Below are 18170 nucleotides of genomic sequence, written 5' to 3'. Positions count from 1 at the left end.
CTGATCTCCCTGCATATCAAGGGTTTTCGGCGCTCGGGCAGGTCGGCGGGGGTTTCCGTCGGCCTGCCGCAAGTTCGCTGAATCGCGAATCCTGGCGGTCGAATGAGAAATTTTCGCTGGTCATGGCGTGTCGGGCGTGTCGTCGGCCGCCCGGACACCCGTCTCGCGAGCGGCGCCGGCAGATACCTGACCGACTTGAACAACTGGGCGCCCGCACGGCGTATGATCTGCGCCTTTCCCGAGCTGCGGCCGGTACGGTCGACCGATGCGTCGTGCGTACCGGCCGGTCTGCGCCGTCCTCGTGCTGCTGTTCGCCGGACTGCTGACCAACGTCGCCGCACCGGCGTGGGCGTGCGGTTGCGGGGCGTACATCCCCGACCGGGCCGGCGCGACCGTCGTCGACGAGCGGGCCCTCATTGCCTGGGACGGCAGCACCGAGGACATCCTGATGTCCTTCGGGGTCACCGGCAGCTCCGAGCGGGCCGCCTGGGTGATGCCGGCGCCGTCGGCGGCCCGGGTGACCCTCGGTGACCACGCGGTGTTCGACGACCTCGCCACGCTGACCGCGCCACGCATCGAATACCGCGACAGCTGGTGGCCGACCTTCAGCTGGCTGACGCAGAGCTCCAGCGGCCCACAGGAGGGGGTGGGCGCCCTCCCGCCGGGCGGGGTCAGCGTGCTGGACACCCAGCGCATCGGTCCGTTCGAGGTGACCCGGCTGGCCGGTGACAACTCGGCCGCACTGGCCGCCTGGCTGGGCGACAACGGGTTTCCCCGGCCCACCACCCTCGACGACAACCTCGCGCCCTACGTGGAGCAGGGCTGGGAGATCGTCGCCATCCAGCTCGCGCCGGACGGCACCGGCTCGTTGACCGGTGCGCTGCAGCCGTTGCGGCTGTCCTTCGCCACCGACACCGTGGTCTATCCGATGCGGTTGTCGCGGGCGGCCACCGTGCCGCAGTCGGTGGAGCTGTCGGTGCTCGCCGAGCATCGGATGGACCCGAGCACCGTGCCGGTCGACGGTGCCGAACCGACCTTGCGGTACGCCGGGCACCTCGATGAGCAGACGGCACCCGAGGCGCTGGCGCCCTATCTGGAGTCCGGTGCCTTCCTGACGAGTTGGACCGACTTCATCGGAGAACCGGCGCAGATCGAGCACGACTATGTCTTCACCCGCGCCGGTGCGGACACCACGTATCAACAGGTCGTCCACCGCACCCGCGATCGCGGTGATCTCACCGGCGCGGTGCTGATCCTGGCCGTCGTGGCGGGGCTGCTCACCACGATGTTCCTGGTGCTGCGACGGGCCCGTCAGGCCAGATAGGCGACCTGGTCGCGCAGCGTGGCCGCGGCGGCCCGCAGCGCACCGATATCGGGTCCGGCGCGCAGGATCTCGCGGGACACCGCGGGCAGCACCCTGGCGCCGAGCCTGCCGAGATCCCCGGCGCGCCCGCCCTGGGCGCCCACACCGGGCGCCAGCACCGGACCGTCGAGCGCCGCGAGGTCCGGTAACTCTTGCAGCGTCGCGCCGATCACCACCCCGACCGAACCCGATGCGGTGGAACGGTTTTCGGCACCGGCCGCGTCGACGATCGACTGCGCGACGGTGCGCCCGTCCGCAGTGGCCCGCTGCACGCTCGCGCCCTCGGGGTTCGATGTGGCCGCCAGCACGAACACGCCGCGCCCGTGCTCCGCGGCGACATCCAGCAGTGGTCGCAGCGATTCGAAGCCCAGGTACGGCGAGGCGGTGACCGCGTCGGCGGCCAGCGGTGACTCCCCCGCCCAGGCCTGCGCGTAGGCAGCCATGGTGGAGCCGATATCGCCACGTTTGGCGTCGGCGAGCACCAGCACGCCGGCCGCTTTCAGTCCCGCGATGGTCTGCTCCAGGACCGCGAATCCGGCGGAGCCGTAGGCCTCGAAGAAGGCCACCTGCGGCTTGACGATGGCGAACTCTGCGAAGGCCTCCACACAGATCTCACTGAACGCGCGCAGCCCCGCGACGTCCGCGGGCAGACCCCATGACGACAGCAGTTCGGGGTGCGGGTCGATGCCGGGGCACAGCGGCCCCCTGGCGGCAACGGCGTCGGCCAGGCGCGCCCCGAAGCCCGTCACGGCCGGCCGTTCCCCAATTGGCTGTGCAACTCCTGCAGGGACCGCACGCCGATATCACCGCGGATACCGGCCTCGATGCCCTGCACCGCGGCCGAGGCGCCCTGCACCGTCGTCACACACGGGATGTTCACCGACACCGCCGCCGAACGGATCTCGTAGCCGTCGATACGCGGCCCGGAGTTGCCGTACGGGGTGTTGATCACCATGTCGACCTCACCGGAGCGGATGGCGTCCACGGCAGACCTGGCGGGCCTGCCCTCGCCCGGCTCCTCGAAGTTCTTGCGCACGACCTCGCAAGGAATCCCGTTGCGGCGCAGCATCTCCGCGGTGCCCTCGGTGGCCAGCACCTTGAACCCGAGATCGGCGAGCCGCTTGACCGGGAACACCAGGGAGCGCTTGTCCCGGTTGGCCACCGAGACGAACACCGTGCCCGAGGCGGGCAGCGAACCGTAGGCCGCGGTCTGGCTCTTGGCGAAGGCGGTGCCGAAATCGCGGTCGATGCCCATCACCTCGCCGGTGGATTTCATCTCCGGCCCGAGCAGCGAATCCACCTGCGAGCCGTCGGCCTTGCGGAACCGGTGGAAAGGCAGCACGGCTTCCTTCACCGCGATCGGGGCATCCGGGGAGACCGTCGCGCCGTCCCCCTCGGCGGCCAGCACGCCCTCCTCACGGAGCTGGGCGATGGTGGCGCCGAGCATGACCCGCGCGCACGCCTTGGCCAGCGGGATCGCAGTGGCCTTGGAGACGAACGGCACGGTGCGACTGGCCCGCGGATTGGCCTCCAGGACGTAGAGCACATCGTCCTTGAGCGCGTACTGCACGTTGAGCAGACCCACGACGCCGATACCGTGTGCCAACGCCTCGGTGGCCTCACGGACCTTCTCGATATCGGTGCGGCCCAGCGTGACCGGCGGCAGCGCGCACGCGGAGTCACCGGAGTGGATACCGGCCTCCTCGATGTGTTCCATCACGCCGCCGATGTAGACCTCGGCGCCATCGCAGAGCGCGTCGACATCGATCTCGATGGCGTCCTCCAGGAACCGGTCCACCAGCACCGGGTGCTCCGGGGACAGCTCGGTGGCCCGGGTGATGTAGCCCTGCAGGGTCTCCTCGTCGTAGACGATCTCCATACCGCGTCCGCCGAGCACGTAGGACGGGCGCACCAGCACCGGGTAGCCGATGTCGGCGGCGATCCTGCGCGCCTGATCGAAACTGGTGGCGGTGCCGAATCGGGGCGCGGGCAGCCCGGCCCGGCGCAGCACCTCACCGAACTCGCCGCGGTCCTCGGCCAGATCGATGGCCTCGGGCTTGGTGCCCACGATCGGCACACCGGCCTTCTCCAGCCGCGCGGCCAGCCCCAGCGGGGTCTGCCCGCCCAGCTGGACGATGACGCCCACCACACCGGGACCGCCTGCGCCGGAAGCCTGTTCGGCGTGATACACCTCCAGCACATCCTCGAAGGTCAGCGGTTCGAAGTACAGCCGGTCGGCGGTGTCGTAGTCGGTGGACACCGTCTCGGGGTTGCAGTTGACCATGATGGTCTCGAATCCGGCCTGGCTCAACGTCGTCGCCGCATGCACGCAGCTGTAGTCGAATTCGATGCCCTGGCCGATCCGGTTGGGTCCCGACCCCAAGATGAGCACCTTGGGCCGCTCGGTCTGCGGGGCGACCTCGGTCTCCGCGGAGGGGTCCAGCTCGTAGCTGCTGTAGTGGTAGGGCGTGCGGGCCTCGAACTCCGCGGCGCAGGTGTCGACGGTCTTGTACACCGGGTGGATGCCGAGCCGCTCGCGCAACGCCCGCACCCCGGTCTCACCGGCCAGTTCCGGCCGCAGTGCCGCGATCTGACCGTCGGACAGCCCGCTGTGCTTGGCGTGCCGCAGCAGCGTCTCGTCCAGCACCGGCGCATCCACGAGCTCGGCGCGCAACGTCACCAGGCCGGCGATCTGGTCGACGAACCAGGGATCGACCCCGGAGGCCTCGGCGACCTGCTCGACCGTCCCACCCAGGCGCAGCGCCTGCTCGATGACGTAGATCCGGCCATCGGTGGCGATGCGCAGATCGGCCAGCAGTTCCTCGAGGGTGGCCTCGCGGTCGGGTTGGGTCCAGAAGCCGGCGTGCTTGGTCTCCAGTGAGCGCATCACCTTGCCGAGGGCCTCGATGAAGTTGCGGCCCAGCGACATCGCCTCGCCCACCGACTTCATGGTGGTGGTCAGCGTGGGGTCGGCGCCGGGGAACTTCTCGAACGCGAACCGGGGCGCCTTGACCACGACATAGTCCAGGGTCGGCTCGAAACAGGCCGGCGTCTCCTTGGTGATGTCGTTGACGATCTCGTCCAGGGTGTAGCCGATGGCCAGCTTGGCGGCGATCTTGGCGATCGGGAAACCGGTTGCCTTGGACGCCAGCGCCGATGAGCGCGAGACCCGCGGGTTCATCTCGATGACGATGAGACGGCCGTCTGTCGGGTTGATGGCGAACTGGATGTTGCAGCCCCCGGTGTCCACGCCGACCTCGCGCAGGATGGCGATACCGAGGTCGCGCATGATCTGGTACTCGCGGTCGGTCAGCGTCATCGCCGGGGCGACGGTCACCGAGTCACCGGTGTGCACACCCATCGGGTCGAAGTTCTCGATCGAGCACACCACCACCACGTTGTCGTGGTGATCGCGCATCAGCTCGAGTTCGAATTCCTTCCAGCCGTAGATGGATTCCTCGATGAGCACGTTGGCGGTGGGTGAGGCGGACAGCCCGTCACCGGCCATCCGTTCGACATCCTCGGTCGAGTACGCCATGCCGGAACCCAGTCCGCCCATGGTGAACGACGGCCGCACCACGACCGGCAGGCCCAGGTCGGCGACGGTGTCGCGGACCTCGTCCATGGTGTAGCAGACCCGCGACTTCGCCGACTCTCCGCCGACCTTGGCGACGATGTCCTTGAACTTCTGCCGGTCCTCGCCGCGCTGGATGGCGTCGAAGTCGGCGCCGATCATCTCGACGCCGTACTTCTCCAGGATGCCCTGATCGTGCAGGGCCACCGCGGTGTTGAGTGCGGTCTGCCCGCCCAGGGTGGCCAGCACCGCGTCGATCTTGTTGCCGCGCTCGGCCTGCTGGGCGAAGATCTTCTCCACGAATGCCGCGGTGATCGGCTCGACGTAGGTGTGATCGGCGTACTCCGGGTCGGTCATGATGGTCGCCGGGTTCGAGTTGATCAGGCTGACCTGCAGCCCCTCGGCACGCAGTACGCGGCAGGCCTGGGTGCCCGAGTAGTCGAATTCACAGGCCTGGCCGATGACGATCGGTCCGGACCCGATCACCAGTATGTGGTTGAGATCGCTGCGACGTGGCATTACTTGCTCTCCCCGGACAGAAGGTCGATGAACTGGTCGAACAGGTACTCGGCATCATGCGGGCCGGCGGCGGCCTCGGGGTGGTACTGCACCGAGAAGGCGCGCCCGTCAACGAGTTTGATGCCCTCCACGACGCCGTCGTTGGCGCAGGTGTGGCTGACGATCCCGCGCCCGAACGGGGTGTCGAACTCCTCGCCGGCCTCGCCTTCGAGGGCGAACCCGTGGTTCTGCGCGGTGACGGCGACCCGGCCGGTGACGTGGTCCATCACCGGGATGTTGATACCGCGGTGCCCGAAGGTCATCTTGTAGGTGGACCGGCCGAGCGCCCGGCCCAGGATCTGGTTGCCGAAGCAGATGCCGAACAACGGAATACCGGCGCTAAGCACAGCCCGGGTGACCTCCACGATGTGGTCGGCGGTGGCCGGGTCGCCGGGCCCGTTGGAGAGAAACACCCCGTCGGGCTTGAGCTCGGTGATCTCGTCGAAGGTGGTCGCCGAGGGCAACACGTGGCTGCGCACCCCGCGGCGGGCGAAGTTGCGTGGCGTGTTGGTCTTGATGCCGAGGTCGATGGCGGCGACCGTGAAGCGCGGCTCGCCCTCGGGATCCACCACATAGCGCGCCTGCGTGCTGACCTGGCCGGCCAGATCGGCGCCGAGCATCGAGGGCTGGCTGCGCACCCGGTCCACCAGCGTGGCGGTGTCGGCGAGGGCGTCACCGGAGAACACGCCGGCCTTCATCGAACCGGCCGTGCGCAGATGCCGCACCACCGCGCGGGTGTCGATGCCCGCGATACCGACGATGCCCTGGCGTACCAACTCGTCGTCGAGGGTTCCGGTGGCACGCCAGTTCGAGGCGCGCGGCGAGGGGTCGCGCACCGCGTATCCGGCCACCCAGATCTTGTCGCCCCGGCTCTCGCCGTCCTCACCGTTCCACCCGGTGTTGCCGATCTGCGGCGCCGTCGCCACCACGATCTGGCCGTGATAGCTCGGATCGGTCAATGTCTCTTGGTAGCCGGACATCCCGGTGGAGAACACCGCCTCACCGAGTGTCTGACCGGTCGCGCCGAACGGCGTACCGGTGAAGGTCCGGCCGTCCTCCAGAACCAGGACTGCCTTCTCGCTGGCCATCACACGTCCTCCTCATTGACCCATTTACTGATTTCACCGCGGTCATCGGCGCGGAAGCCGGTGTCGATCTCGGTGCTCGACGGCAGTTTCCAACGGATCGCGACGATGCCGTCGAAGGTCAGTGCCTTGCCGGCGATGGCGCGTTCGCTGCGTATCGCCACGATCGACTCGTCGGGGATCCAGATCGGTCCGATACCGGTGCGCTGCAACATGATCCCCTCGGGGTACCGGGTCAGCACCGCCTTCGCGCGGAATCCCAGTGCCGCCGCGGCGACCTTGTCGTTCCAGTGCGGGGCGATGGTGCTGCCGACATAGAGGCCCTTGGTGGGGCCGGTCAGCACCGGCCCGACGGAGTCGGGCAGCGCCGGCAGGTTGCCGATCAGTTCGGCCTGCCGGGCCATCCGGTGGCGCCAGCCGGTGAGCAGCCGGCGGATGAAGAACCCGATCAGCAGCGCGATCACCGCGGCCACCACCAGCGATCCGATCAACGTCTGGTCGTTCACTGTGCAGACACTCCGTTGCGCGCGGTGACCTTGCCCCGCAGCAGGGTCAGCGTCACCGTCGCCGGCAGTTCCATCGACTCGAACGGGGTGTTGTCCGATCGGCTGGCCAGCTTCGATCCGGTCACCGTCCAGGTGGTTTCGGGATCGACGACGGTGAGGTTGGCCGGCTCCCCCACCTCCAGCGGGCGACCCTGATCCGGCAGACCGACGATCGCCGCCGGCGCCTCGCTCATCACCCTGGCGACATCGCGCCAGGTCAGCAGGCCGGTCTTCACCATGGTGGCGACGACCACCGACAGGGCGGTCTCCAGCCCCAGCATGCCGGGACGTGCGTTGGCGAATTCGCAGCACTTCTCCTGCTCGGCGTGCGGCGCGTGATCGGTGGCGACACAGTCGATGACGCCGTCGGCGAGGGCGCGCCGCAGCGCCTCCACATCGCTGGCTTCGCGCAGCGGCGGGTTGACCCGGTTGCGGCCGTCGTAGCTGCTCAGCCTGCCGTCGTCGAGCAGCAGGTGGTGCGGGGTGACCTCGGCGGTGATCGAAATACCTTGCCCCTTGGCCCATTTCAGCAGCTCGACGGTGCCGGCCGTGGAGGCGTGGCAAATGTGGACCCGGGCACCGGCATCGCGGGCCAGGATCGCGTCGCGCGCGACGATGGACTCCTCGGCCGACCGCGGCCAACCGGCCAACCCGAGCTTGGCCGCGTTGGGGCCCTCGTGTGCGACGGCGCCGACGGTGAGCCGCGGCTCTTCGGCGTGCTGGGCGATGAGCACACCGAGTCCGCTCGCGTACTCCAGCGCGCGGCGCATGATGAGCGGATCGTGCACGCAGATGCCGTCATCGGAGAACATCCGGACCTGACCCACACCGGCGGCCATCAGGCCCATCTCGGTCAGCTGCTTGCCTTCCAGACCCACGGTGACCGCACCGACCGGGTGCACATCGACCAGGCCGACCTGTTGGCCACGGTGCCAGACGTGATCGGTGACCACCGGGCTGTCCGCGACCGGGTCGGTGTTGGCCATGGCGAAGACCGCGGTGTAGCCACCGAGAGCTGCTGCCGCCGAGCCGGTTTCGATGTCCTCCGCGTACTCGCGGCCCGGCTCGCGCAGGTGGGTGTGCAAATCGACGAAACCGGGCAGCAGAATCTGACCGGCCGCGTCGATGACCTCGGCGACCTCGGCCTCGATACCGGAGCCGATCTCGGCGATCTGACCGTCGACCACGCGCACATCGACGGGATCGCCTTCACCGTAGAGCCGCACGCCCCTGATCAGCACACTCACACCGTCACCTCTGTCCCGGCGCCGACCAGCAGGTGGAACAGCACCGCCATCCGTACATGAACTCCGTTGGAAACCTGTTGCAGCACCGCCGATTGCGATGAATCCGCCACCGAGTAGGCGATCTCCATACCGCGCAGCATCGGGCCGGGGTGCAGCACCACGGCGTGCTCGGCGAGCTTGGTCTGCCGCTTCTCGGAGAGGCCGTAGAGCACCGAGTACTCCCGCGCCGAGGGAAAGAAACCGCCGTTCATCCGTTCGGCCTGCACCCGCAGCATCAGCACCGCGTCGGCGGCGGGCAGTTCTGCGTCCAGATCGTGGGACACCGTCACCGGCCACCCGGACACCCCGACCGGCAGCAGGGTGGGCGGGGCCACCAGCACCACCTCGGCTCCCAGGGTGGCGAGCAACTCGACATTGGAGCGCGCCACCCGGCTGTGCAGCACGTCACCGACGATCACCACCCGCCTGCCCTCGATGGAGCCGAGGCGCTGGCGCAGCGTCAGCGCGTCGAGCAACGCCTGGGTGGGGTGTTCGTGGGTGCCGTCGCCGGCATTGATCACCGCGGGACCGGAGCCGTCCGGCTCCACGGTCCACTCGGAGAGTTGTTGAGCCGCACCGGAAGCCGGGTGCCGGATGATCAGCGCGTCGGCGCCGGCGGCCCGCAGGGTCAGCGCGGTGTCGCGCAGCGATTCGCCCTTGGCCATCGAGGATCCCGAGGCGCTGACGTTGATGACGTCGGCACTCATCCACTTGCCCGCGACCTCGAATGACACCCGGGTCCGGGTGGAGTTCTCGTAGAACATGGTGATGATGGTGCGCCCGCGCAGGGTGGGCAATTTCTTGACCTCGCGGCCGAGCAGCGCCTCCCGGAACCGGTCGGCGTCGTCGAGCAGCGCGACCGCCTCATCGCGCGACAGGTCCGCGGCGGTGAGTAGATGCTTCATCGTGACTGATCCCTCTTCGCGCAAGCGCTCATCGGCGAGGTCCTCCGTACGGTGCGATCCTCACGCTGTCCTCCCCATCGGGCTCCTGCAGCCGTACCTTGACGTTCTCCGACCGCGACGTGGGCACGTTCTTGCCGACGTAGTCGGCGCGGACCGGCAGCTCGCGGTGGCCGCGGTCGACGAGCACCGCCAGCTGCACGATGCGGGGCCGCCCGATATCACGGAGCGCATCCAGCGCCGAGCGCACCGAACGACCGGAATAAAGCACGTCGTCGACCAGGATCACCAGCGCGCCGTCGATACCGCCGGCCGGGATGGAGGTCGACTCCAGCGGCCGCGGGGGTTTGGAGTTCAGGTCGTCGCGGTAGAGCGTGATGTCCAGCGCGCCATACGGCAGCGTGACATCGGCGAACTCCTTGACCTTCTCCGCGAGCCTGGCCGCCAGCGTCACCCCGCGGGTGGGGATGCCCAGCAGCACGACGCGCGGGGCGTCCGGCGCGTCGAGCGCGGTCTTTTCGATGATCTGGTGCGCGATGCGCGAGATCGTCCGGCTCACATCGGCGGCGGACATCAATTCCCGGTCGGGACTGGCAGGGTTTGCGGCAGCCACGAGTAAACCCGGACCTCCTTCTCCGCCTCTCGGGACGGATCGTTAAAGGACGTCGAACTGCCGGTCAGCCTATCAGGCCGGCGAGGCGACCCCGTCGCGCAGCGATGTGCCCTTCGTCTCGGGCAGCGCCCAGGTGGACAGCACGCTGACCGCGACAAACACCGCCATCATCAGGCCCACCGCCCAGCCGCCGACGTCGTCGACCAGCAGCCCGGCGACCAGCGGCGGCAGCGCCCCGCCGACGATCCCGGCCAGGTTGAACGCCAGCCCCGCACCGGTGTAGCGGTAGCGGGTGGCGAAGGTCTCCGGAAGGAACGAGGCGATCGGTCCGTAGGAGATCCCGAAGACGCAGAACGTGCCACCGATCGCGACCGCGAACAGCACCGGGGATCCGGTGTCGATCATCGGCATCACCAGGAACGACCATGGCAGGGCGACGCCAAACCCGGTGAGGATGATCCGGCGCCGTCCGTACCGGTCGGACAGGACGGCCGAGATCGCGGTGGTGGTCATCAGCGCCACGCCGGCCAGCACCCCGACGGCGAGGATGAGGCCGCGCGGATGCCCGATCTGGGTGCTGGCGTAACTCAACAGGTAGGTACCGCCCAGGAAGCTCATGGTGAAGATGCCCACCATGCAGCCCGCGGCCAGCAGTACCTGCCGCAGCTGGGTGCGCAGCAGTTCGGCCAGCGGCGCCCGGGGTGTGGCGTCGCGGTCGCGCTCCTCCCGGAACACCGGGGTTTCCTCGATGGTCAGCCGGATGTAGAGCGCCACGATCACCAGCAGCCCGCTGAACAGGAACGGCACCCGCCAGCCCCAGTTCAGGAACACCTCGCTCTTCTCCCCGATCGTGACGTTGGCGATGAGGAAGACCAGGTTGCTGACCGCCAGCCCGGCGCCCGCACCGAGTTGGGTGAACATGCCGTAGCGGCCGCGCTGCGCGGCGGGCGCGTACTCGGCCGACAGCAGCGCCGAACCGGCCCACTCCCCGCCGACGGCGAACCCCTGGCACAGCCGAAGGCACAACAGCAGGATCGGCGCCGCGACCCCGATGGACGCGGCGCTGGGCACCAGGCCCACCCCGACCGTCGAGACGCCCATGATCAGCAGGGTGGCGACCAGGGTCTTCTTGCGGCCCAGTCGATCTCCGAAATGCCCGAACACCGCCGCGCCGACGGGGCGGGAGAAGAAGGCCGCGGCGAAGGTGGCCAGCGACGACACGGTGGCCAGGGCCGGGCTCATGTTCGGGAAGAACACGTGCGGGAAGATCAGCGCCGCGGCGGTCCCGTAGATGTAGAAGTCGTAGAACTCGATGGCGGTGCCCACGAAGCTCGCGAAAGCCACCTTCCGCATCTGCATGTCGCACACGTTAACGTCAGCCGGGTGAATCTCGACAACAACCGCGCGTCCATCTCCGAGGCCATCGACGGAGGCCTGCTCGCCGGTGCCGTCACCCTGGTCTGGCATGCCGGGCAGGTGGTGCAGGTCAATGAGTTGGGTCACCGCGATATCGCGGCCGGCCTGCCGATGCAGCGCGACACCATCTTCCGAATCGCCTCGATGACCAAGCCGGTGACGGTGGCGGCCGCGATGACCCTGGCCGAAGAAGGGCTGTTCGCGCTCGACGATCCGGTGGCCCGGTGGCTGCCCGAGATCGCCGGGCTGCGGGTGCTGATCGAACCGCGCAGCGCGCTGGACGACACCACTGCCCTGCGCCGGCCCATCACCTTCGACGATCTGATGACCCACCGCGCCGGCTTCGCCTACCCGTTCTCCATCACCGGGCCGCTGGCCAAGGCCTATGGCCGGCTCTCGTTCCGGCAGAACGAGGAGCGCTGGCTCACCGAACTGGCCCAGTTGCCGCTGGCGCATCAGCCCGGGGCCCGGATCACCTACAGCCACGGCACCGATGTGCTGGGCATCGCGATCTCGCGGATGGCGGGCAAGCCGCTGCACGAACTGCTGGCCGAGCGCATCTTCGGACCACTGGGCATGTCCGACACCGGTTTTGCGGTCAGCCTGCAACAGCGCCGCCGGATGGCCACCATGTACGGACTCGGGGAAAACGAAGAATTACGCGACGATGTGATGGGTCCCCCGGCGCTGACGCCGCCCGAATTCTGCGCCGGCGGTGCGGGTTTGATGTCGACCGCCGACGACTACCTGGCGTTCGCCCGGATGCTGCTGGGTGAGGGCACGGTCGACGGGGTGCGCGTGCTCTCCCCGGAATCGGTGCGGTTGATGCGCACCGACCGACTGACCGCCGACCAGAAGGAACAGAACTTCCTGGGGGTGCCGTTCTGGATCGGCCGCGGGTTCGGCCTGAGCATGTCGGTGGTCACCGATCCCGCCCAGTCCGAGCGGTTCTTCGGCCCCGGCGGGCTCGGCACGTTCGGCTGGCCCGGCGCCTTCGGCACCTGGTGGCAGGCCGACCCTGCCAATGACGTCATCGTGCTCTACCTGATCCAGAATTATCCGGATCTGACCGCCGACGTCGCGCAGGTCGCCGGTAACACCTCGATGGCCAAATTGCGGATGGCGCAACCGAAATTCGTCCGGCGCACCTATCAGGGACTGGGACTCTAGGCCGGTTCCAGGGCGCGGCGCGCGTAGGCCCGGACGTCGGCGTCGGCGTCCTTGAGCGCCAGGCCCAGCGCATCCCGGGCCGCCGCCTCCGACTCCGCCCAACGGGTCAGGCTCAGCACCGCCGCCTTGCGCACGTCGAGGTGGGCGTCGGCCAGCGCCCGCGACAGCGGCGGCACCGCCACCGCAGCCGACGCCCCGGACAATGCCCTGGCCGCGCCGACCCGCACCTGCCAGGCCGGTTCGACGAGCGCGCGTTCGATCGCGGTCACGTCGCCGTCGGCATCGCCCAGTGATCCCAGCGCCGCCAGCGCGGCGGCCCGCACCAGTGGGTCCCGGTCGGCGAGCAGGGTGCGCACCGTCGTGGCGCCGGCGCGCAGGGTCCCCAGCGCATTGGCCACCGCGATGCGCACCTCACGGCTGTCGTCGCCGGCCGCCGCCGCGACACCGTCGGCATCGTCGACCGACACCAGTGCCCGCACCGCCTCGATGCGCACCCGCTGATCGGCGTCGGTCAGCGCCTGCCGATAGTCGGCTGCCGCCCCGGCCCGCCGCGAACTGAGCACGTACACCGTCGCGGCACGGACCACCGGGTCAACCGAATCCAGATGTTCTGCAATGGCTTCCGGACCGGGAAGAACCTCGACGAGTTCACGCACCGATTCGGCGGCCTGCAGGCGCACCTCCCGGTCGGCGTCACCCAGCGCGTGCAGCAGCGCGGCCGGGTATCCGTCGGGCAGGTTCTCCACCAGGGTGGCCACCGCGGTGCGGCGGACGCCGGGATCCTCATCGGCGAGGTAGTCGGTGAGCACGTCCAGCGCGGGTTCTTCCAGGGCCAGCACTGCAGCGATACGCGGGGACGGGGGTTGGGCGGGCGGGGTGGCCACCCGCGAGACGACGCTCGCCGGCGCCCGGCCACCGAACAGCGGCGGTTGCTCGACATCGACCACCGCGGCATCGGAGGGCACATGGTCCAGACCGGGTACCGGCACCAGATAGGGCGCGACGGGCCGCTTCAGGAAGTGCATGCTGCCGTCGGCCGCCTTGCGCAGGTTCAGGTGGAAACCCCACTCCGTGTCGTCGCGCAGCGGCACATCGGCCCGTTCGTGGTAGAGCCCCCAGCGGGATTCGGTCCGCGTCAACGAGGACCGCGCCGCCATCTCCGCGCAGTCCCGGATGAATGACACCTCCACGGCCCGCATCAACTCGTGCGGGGTGCGCGCCCCGATACCCTCCACCTCATCGCGCATCCGGTCGAAGGTCTGCACCGCGATGGACAGCTTGGCGGCCGTCTTGGGTGGCGCCACATAGTCGTTGACGAAGCGCCGCAACTTGTATTCCACCTGTGGCTGCGGTGGCCCGTCGGGCTGGCGCAGCGGCCGGTAGACGAGTTCGTGCGCCTCGGCCAGCTGATCGGCCGGAAGATCCACCGGCGCAGCGGTTTCGGACAGCGTACCGGCCGCGTGTTCGCCCGCGAGGTCACCGTAGACGAAGGCGCCGATCATGTAGTTGTGCGGGACACACGCCAGGTCACCGGCGGCGTACAGCCCGGGCACAGTGGTCCGGGCATGCTCGTCGACCCAGACCCCCGATGCCGAATGGCCACTGCACAGGCCGATCTCGGAGATGTGCATCTCGATATCGTGGGTCCGGTAATCGTGGCCGCGGTTGGCGTGGAACGTGCCCCGGGTGGGCCGCTCGGTGGTGTGCAGGATGTTCTCCAGCGCGGTGAGCGTCTCATCGGGTAGGTGGGACACCTTTAGGTAGATCGGGCCGCGCGCGGATTCGATCTCGCTGTGCACCTCCGACATCATCTGACCGGACCAGTAATCGGAGTCCACGAAGCGCTCGCCGTGCGCGTTGACCTGATACCCGCCGAACGGATTGGCCACGTACGCGCAGGCGGGCCCGTTGTAGTCCTTGATCAGCGGATTGACCTGGAAGCACTCGATTCCGGAGAGTTCGGCGCCGGCGTGATACGCCATCGAATAGCCGTCGCCGGCGTTCGTCGGGTTCTCGTAGGTGCCGTACAGGTAGCCCGAGGCGGGCAGGCCGAGGCGCCCGCACGGGCCGGTGGCCAGGATGACGGCCTTGGCCGCGACGGCCACGAACTCACCGGTGCGGGTGTTCAGTGCGGCCGCGCCGACCGCTCGACCATCCTCGTCGACGAGCACCCGGACCGGCATCAGCCGGTTCTCGATCTGGATCTTCTCGCGCATCGAGCGCTGCCGCATGACCCGGTACAGCGCCTTCTTGACGTCCTTGCCCTCGGGCATCGGCAGCACGTAGGACCCGGACCGGTGCACCCGGCGCACCGCGTACTCGCCGTGCTCGTCCTTCTCGAACTTGACGCCGTAGCGTTCCAGTCGCTGCACCATGGCGAAGCCGCGGGTGGCGGTCTGATAGATGGTGCGCTGATTGACGATTCCGTCGTTGGCGCGGGTGATCTCGGCGACGTAGTCCTCCGGTTCGGCCTTGCCAGGGATGACCGCGTTGTTCACGCCGTCCATGCCCATGGCCAGTGCGCCGGAGTGACGGACATGCGCCTTCTCCAGCAGCAGCACCTGCGCGCCGTTCTCGGCGGCGGTCAGCGCGGCCATGGTGCCCGCGGTGCCGCCGCCGATCACCAGGACATCGCATTCCATCCGGATGGTGTCGGAAAGGTCGGGGATTTCAGTCATGTGTTATCCAGTGCTGCAAGGATTTCGGCGCGCAACGCGGCGCGCCCGGGCTGGGTGGATTCGCTGCGGGGCTGCGGCACCTCGACGAGAACGCGCAGCGAGGGCTCAGGGGCGAGCGTAGCGACGGGAGATGGCTGGGAGCGGCCGAGAACGGCCACCCGGTCGCCGAGGGTCAGTGCCTCGTCGACGTCGTGGGTGACAAAGACGATGGTGGTGGGATGGGCGCGCCAGGTGTCGATGAGCAGACGCTGCATCGCCGCGCGGGTCTGGGCATCCAGCGCGCCGAACGGTTCGTCCATCATCACCGCGCGCGGCGCCCCGGCCAGACCGCGGGCCAGCTGCACGCGCTGGCGCATGCCGCCGGACAGGCTCTTGGGCAGGTAGTCGGCGTAACCGGTGAGGTTGACCTCCTCGATCCAGCGTTCCGCCCGGGCACGGCGCCCGGCCCGCGGTTCACCCCGGAGCTTCAGCGCCAGTTCGATGTTCGAGCGCACGCTGCGCCAGGGCAGCAGCGCGCTGTCCTGGAACACCATGCCGCGGTCCCGCGAGGTGGTGGTCACCGGATCGCCGTCGGCCAGCACCCGGCCGGCATCGGGGGCCAGCAGCCCGGCCAGCGCCCGCAGCACGGTGGACTTGCCGCAGCCGGACGGTCCGGTCAGCACCAGGATCTCGCCGGGCTGCACCGTCAGGCTCAGCCCGTCCACCACCGGGGTGCCGGTGTAGGACAGCGTGACCTCGTCGAGTTCGAGTTTCATGCCGGTCGCGATGGCGGTGCTCATCGGATGTTCTCCTCACCGCGGGGCAGCCAGCGGGTGGCCCGCCGGCCGATCAGTTCGATGGCTGCCGCGGTGGCGAATCCGAGTACGCCGATGGTGATGATGCCGACGAATACACCGGGATAGTCGAGCACCGTGTAGGCCTGCCAGGTGCGGTAGCCGACGCCCAGCCGGCCCGAGATCATCTCCGCGGAGATGACACAGATCCAGGCCACCCCCATGCCCACCGACAGTCCGCCGAACAGTCCGGGCAGGATGCCGGGCAGCACCACCTGGCGCAGCACGTCGAGGCGACCGCCACCGAGCGTGCGCACCGAGTCCTCCCAGATGGTCGGCAGCGCGCGCACCGCGTGCCGGGTGCTGACCATGATCGGGAAGTACGCGGCCAGGAAGGTGATGGAGACGATGCCCGCCTCATCGGACGGGAACAGCAGGATCGCGACCGGGACGACGGCGATCGCCGGGATGGGTCGCACCAGCTCGGTCAGCGGGCCGACGACGTCGGCGAACAGCCGCGACCGGCCCAGCAGGATGCCGGTGATGACGCCGATGAGCGCCGCCAGGCCGAACCCGGTCAGGATGCGGATCAACGACTGCCCCAGATCCAGCCAGTACTCACCGGTGCCGACGCGGGCGGCCAGCGCCGCGGCGATCTCGGTGACGGTCGGCAGCGTGTCGAAGCGCAACCACAACCGAACACCGTTGGCAGTCAACACTTCCCACAGGCCGATGGCTGCCAGCACCGAGGCCACCCGCAGCAGCCGGTGCCGCCACGTGCCCGGCTTGCGGGCCGGACGCGCTGTCGGTGTCGTGGTCTGCGGCGGATCGAGCAGGGCGGTCATACGGCACCGACCAGTGCCTGGCGGTAGTCCACGATCTCGGTGCCCGGGTGCGCGGCGACGTGCCGCTGCGCACCGGCCGAGGTGCCGAACGGCAGGTACTGCGCACCGTCACGGACCCACACAGCTTTATCGGCGAACCAGCGGGTGCCGAGTTCGGTGTCGGGCACGTAGGCCGCGCGCACGGTGGCTCCCCCGGCTTCGGCTTCGCGGACCGCTCGCAGCAACTCGTTCGGGGTGGCCGCCGGTGTGGTGCTATCGGAGCCCTGCAACCAGAGTTCTCCAGCGGCCGGTGCGCTGGTGGCCGCCAACGCGGTGTCATAGTCCTGGCCTCGTTCCTGGAAGGCCTTCCGAAGCGGACCGTCGTCGACGAAGCCGGCGACGTCGAGATCGGCGAGATCGCCGATCGACTTCAGGTAGGGCACATCACCTTTGAGCGCCTCGACCAGCGAGGGCTTCAGCGTCGTGTCGAACGAGGTGCCACCGGGACCGTTGTAGAGGTAGACGACTTCCTGCGGCAGGCCGCTGCCCTCGGCGACGATGCGGGCGGCCTCCAGCGGTTCGGTGTTCAGGAACTCGGTGGCATCGAGTTGTGCCTGCAGGAAGGCGTCGAGCACCTCGGGGTGCTGCGCGGAGTAGGCCTGGCGCACCACCACCCCGTGCAGCGTCGGGTAGTCCAGTTCGGCCCCGTCGTAGAGCAGCCGGGCCTTGTCCTGGAAGACCAGCAGCCCCGGCCATGCCACGAACTGCGAAAGGCCCTGCACCTGTCCGGATTCCAGTGCCGACGCACCGACCTGCGGTTGCTGGTTGAGGACCTCGACACCGGTCTTGGGGTCGAGGCCGGCCCGTTCCAGCGCGCGCACCAGGGTGCCGTGTCCGGCCGACCCGACGCTCGCCGACACCTTCTGACCGGCCAGGTCGGGCAGCGTCTGGGCCGGCGAGTCCGGGTCCACCACGACCATGTTGAGCGCACCCTTGGGGTGGTAGCCGGTGACGGAGACGATATCGGTGCGGGCGCGGTCGTTGGACTGGGTCTTGGAGCCGTTGATCAGCATCGGGTAGTCACCCATGGAGCCGATGTCGATTTTCTCGGCGACCATCTGCGCGGTGATCGGTGCGCCCGTGTCGTAGTCCTGCCAGGTCACGTTGTATTCGGTGCCGGTGTCGGTGGTGATGTCGGCGAGTCGCTGCTCCAGGAATCCCTTGGCGCGCAGCAGTGTTCCCGCGGTGACGGTGTTGATGGTCTTGGACTGGTAGCCGATGACGACGTTGACGACGTCATCGGACCCGGCTGCCGAATCCAGTGAGCAGGCGGTGACCGACGCGGTGAGGGCAGCAAGCAGCGCAACGAGCGTTTTCTTCACG

The 18170-nt window shown here is 69.0% G+C and carries 14 protein-coding genes; 2 read left to right on the top strand and 12 right to left on the bottom strand.

The genetic code is table 11. The features are described from left to right. Window positions 1-265: 265 nt before the first annotated feature. Entirely contained in the window at window positions 266-1324 is a 1059-nt protein-coding gene (locus ASE48_RS00440; protein ID WP_057165040.1) for a DUF2330 domain-containing protein, read from the top strand. Here the strand turns inward: ASE48_RS00440 and pyrF are convergent. From pyrF to ASE48_RS00400, 8 genes are all read right to left on the bottom strand, one after another. Then, complete coding sequence (gene pyrF, locus ASE48_RS00435; protein ID WP_057165039.1) at window positions 1312-2112, bottom strand: orotidine-5'-phosphate decarboxylase; 801 nt, start codon at window positions 2110-2112, stop codon at window positions 1312-1314. The genes ASE48_RS00440 and pyrF overlap by 13 nt on opposite strands. Further along, the gene (gene carB / locus ASE48_RS00430; RefSeq protein ID WP_057165038.1) at window positions 2109-5456 is read right to left on the bottom strand and encodes a carbamoyl-phosphate synthase large subunit; all 3348 of its coding nucleotides are present in this window, start codon (window positions 5454-5456) and stop codon (window positions 2109-2111) included. Before carB ends, pyrF begins: the two co-directional genes overlap by 4 nt. Next, window positions 5456-6583 (bottom strand): glutamine-hydrolyzing carbamoyl-phosphate synthase small subunit, encoded by a 1128-nt coding sequence (gene carA / locus ASE48_RS00425; RefSeq protein ID WP_057165037.1) that lies wholly within the window; start codon window positions 6581-6583, stop codon window positions 5456-5458. The genes carB and carA overlap by 1 nt, the downstream gene beginning before the upstream one ends. Beyond that, complete coding sequence (locus tag ASE48_RS00420; protein WP_057165036.1) at window positions 6583-7086, bottom strand: PH-like domain-containing protein; 504 nt, start codon at window positions 7084-7086, stop codon at window positions 6583-6585. The genes carA and ASE48_RS00420 overlap by 1 nt, the downstream gene beginning before the upstream one ends. Continuing rightward, window positions 7083-8372 (bottom strand): dihydroorotase, encoded by a 1290-nt coding sequence (locus ASE48_RS00415; protein ID WP_057165035.1) that lies wholly within the window; start codon window positions 8370-8372, stop codon window positions 7083-7085. The genes ASE48_RS00420 and ASE48_RS00415 overlap by 4 nt, the downstream gene beginning before the upstream one ends. Beyond that, entirely contained in the window at window positions 8369-9316 is a 948-nt protein-coding gene (locus ASE48_RS00410) for an aspartate carbamoyltransferase catalytic subunit (protein WP_057165034.1), read from the bottom strand. The genes ASE48_RS00415 and ASE48_RS00410 overlap by 4 nt, the downstream gene beginning before the upstream one ends. Before the next feature lie 28 nt (window positions 9317-9344). Beyond that, window positions 9345-9926 (bottom strand): bifunctional pyr operon transcriptional regulator/uracil phosphoribosyltransferase PyrR, encoded by a 582-nt coding sequence (pyrR, locus tag ASE48_RS00405; RefSeq protein ID WP_082613917.1) that lies wholly within the window; start codon window positions 9924-9926, stop codon window positions 9345-9347. Window positions 9927-9998: 72 nt separating this feature from the next. Further along, the gene (locus ASE48_RS00400) at window positions 9999-11279 is read right to left on the bottom strand and encodes an MFS transporter (RefSeq protein ID WP_057165544.1); all 1281 of its coding nucleotides are present in this window, start codon (window positions 11277-11279) and stop codon (window positions 9999-10001) included. Window positions 11280-11309: 30 nt separating this feature from the next. Between ASE48_RS00400 and ASE48_RS00395 the strand changes: the two genes are divergently transcribed. Further along, the gene (locus tag ASE48_RS00395; RefSeq protein ID WP_057165032.1) at window positions 11310-12512 is read left to right on the top strand and encodes a serine hydrolase domain-containing protein; all 1203 of its coding nucleotides are present in this window, start codon (window positions 11310-11312) and stop codon (window positions 12510-12512) included. Here ASE48_RS00395 and ASE48_RS00390 read toward each other — a convergent pair. Genes ASE48_RS00390 through ASE48_RS00375 form a run of 4 tightly spaced genes read right to left on the bottom strand, consistent with a single transcriptional unit; the run spans window position 12509 to window position 18169 of the window. Further along, entirely contained in the window at window positions 12509-15190 is a 2682-nt protein-coding gene (locus tag ASE48_RS00390) for a fumarate reductase/succinate dehydrogenase flavoprotein subunit (RefSeq protein ID WP_057165031.1), read from the bottom strand. The two genes, ASE48_RS00395 and ASE48_RS00390, sit on opposite strands and share 4 nt — an antisense overlap. Next, a complete protein-coding gene (locus tag ASE48_RS00385; RefSeq protein WP_057165030.1) occupies window positions 15187-15969 on the bottom strand; it encodes an ABC transporter ATP-binding protein in 783 nt (260 codons plus the stop codon). Before ASE48_RS00385 ends, ASE48_RS00390 begins: the two co-directional genes overlap by 4 nt. Beyond that, window positions 15966-16808: an ABC transporter permease gene (locus ASE48_RS00380; RefSeq protein WP_057165029.1), complete on the bottom strand. Its 843-nt coding sequence runs from the start codon at window positions 16806-16808 to the stop codon at window positions 15966-15968. The genes ASE48_RS00385 and ASE48_RS00380 overlap by 4 nt, the downstream gene beginning before the upstream one ends. Next, window positions 16805-18169, bottom strand: a complete 1365-nt coding sequence (locus tag ASE48_RS00375) for an ABC transporter substrate-binding protein (protein WP_057165028.1) — start codon at window positions 18167-18169, stop codon at window positions 16805-16807. The genes ASE48_RS00380 and ASE48_RS00375 overlap by 4 nt, the downstream gene beginning before the upstream one ends. Between the last annotated feature and the right edge of the window lies 1 nt (window position 18170).

The sequence above is a fragment of the Mycobacterium sp. Root265 genome, assembly GCF_001428895.1.
Classification (GTDB): domain Bacteria; phylum Actinomycetota; class Actinomycetes; order Mycobacteriales; family Mycobacteriaceae; genus Mycobacterium.
Note: the sequence above shows the minus strand (reverse complement) of the source record. Positions and strands in the feature narration are given on the sequence as shown.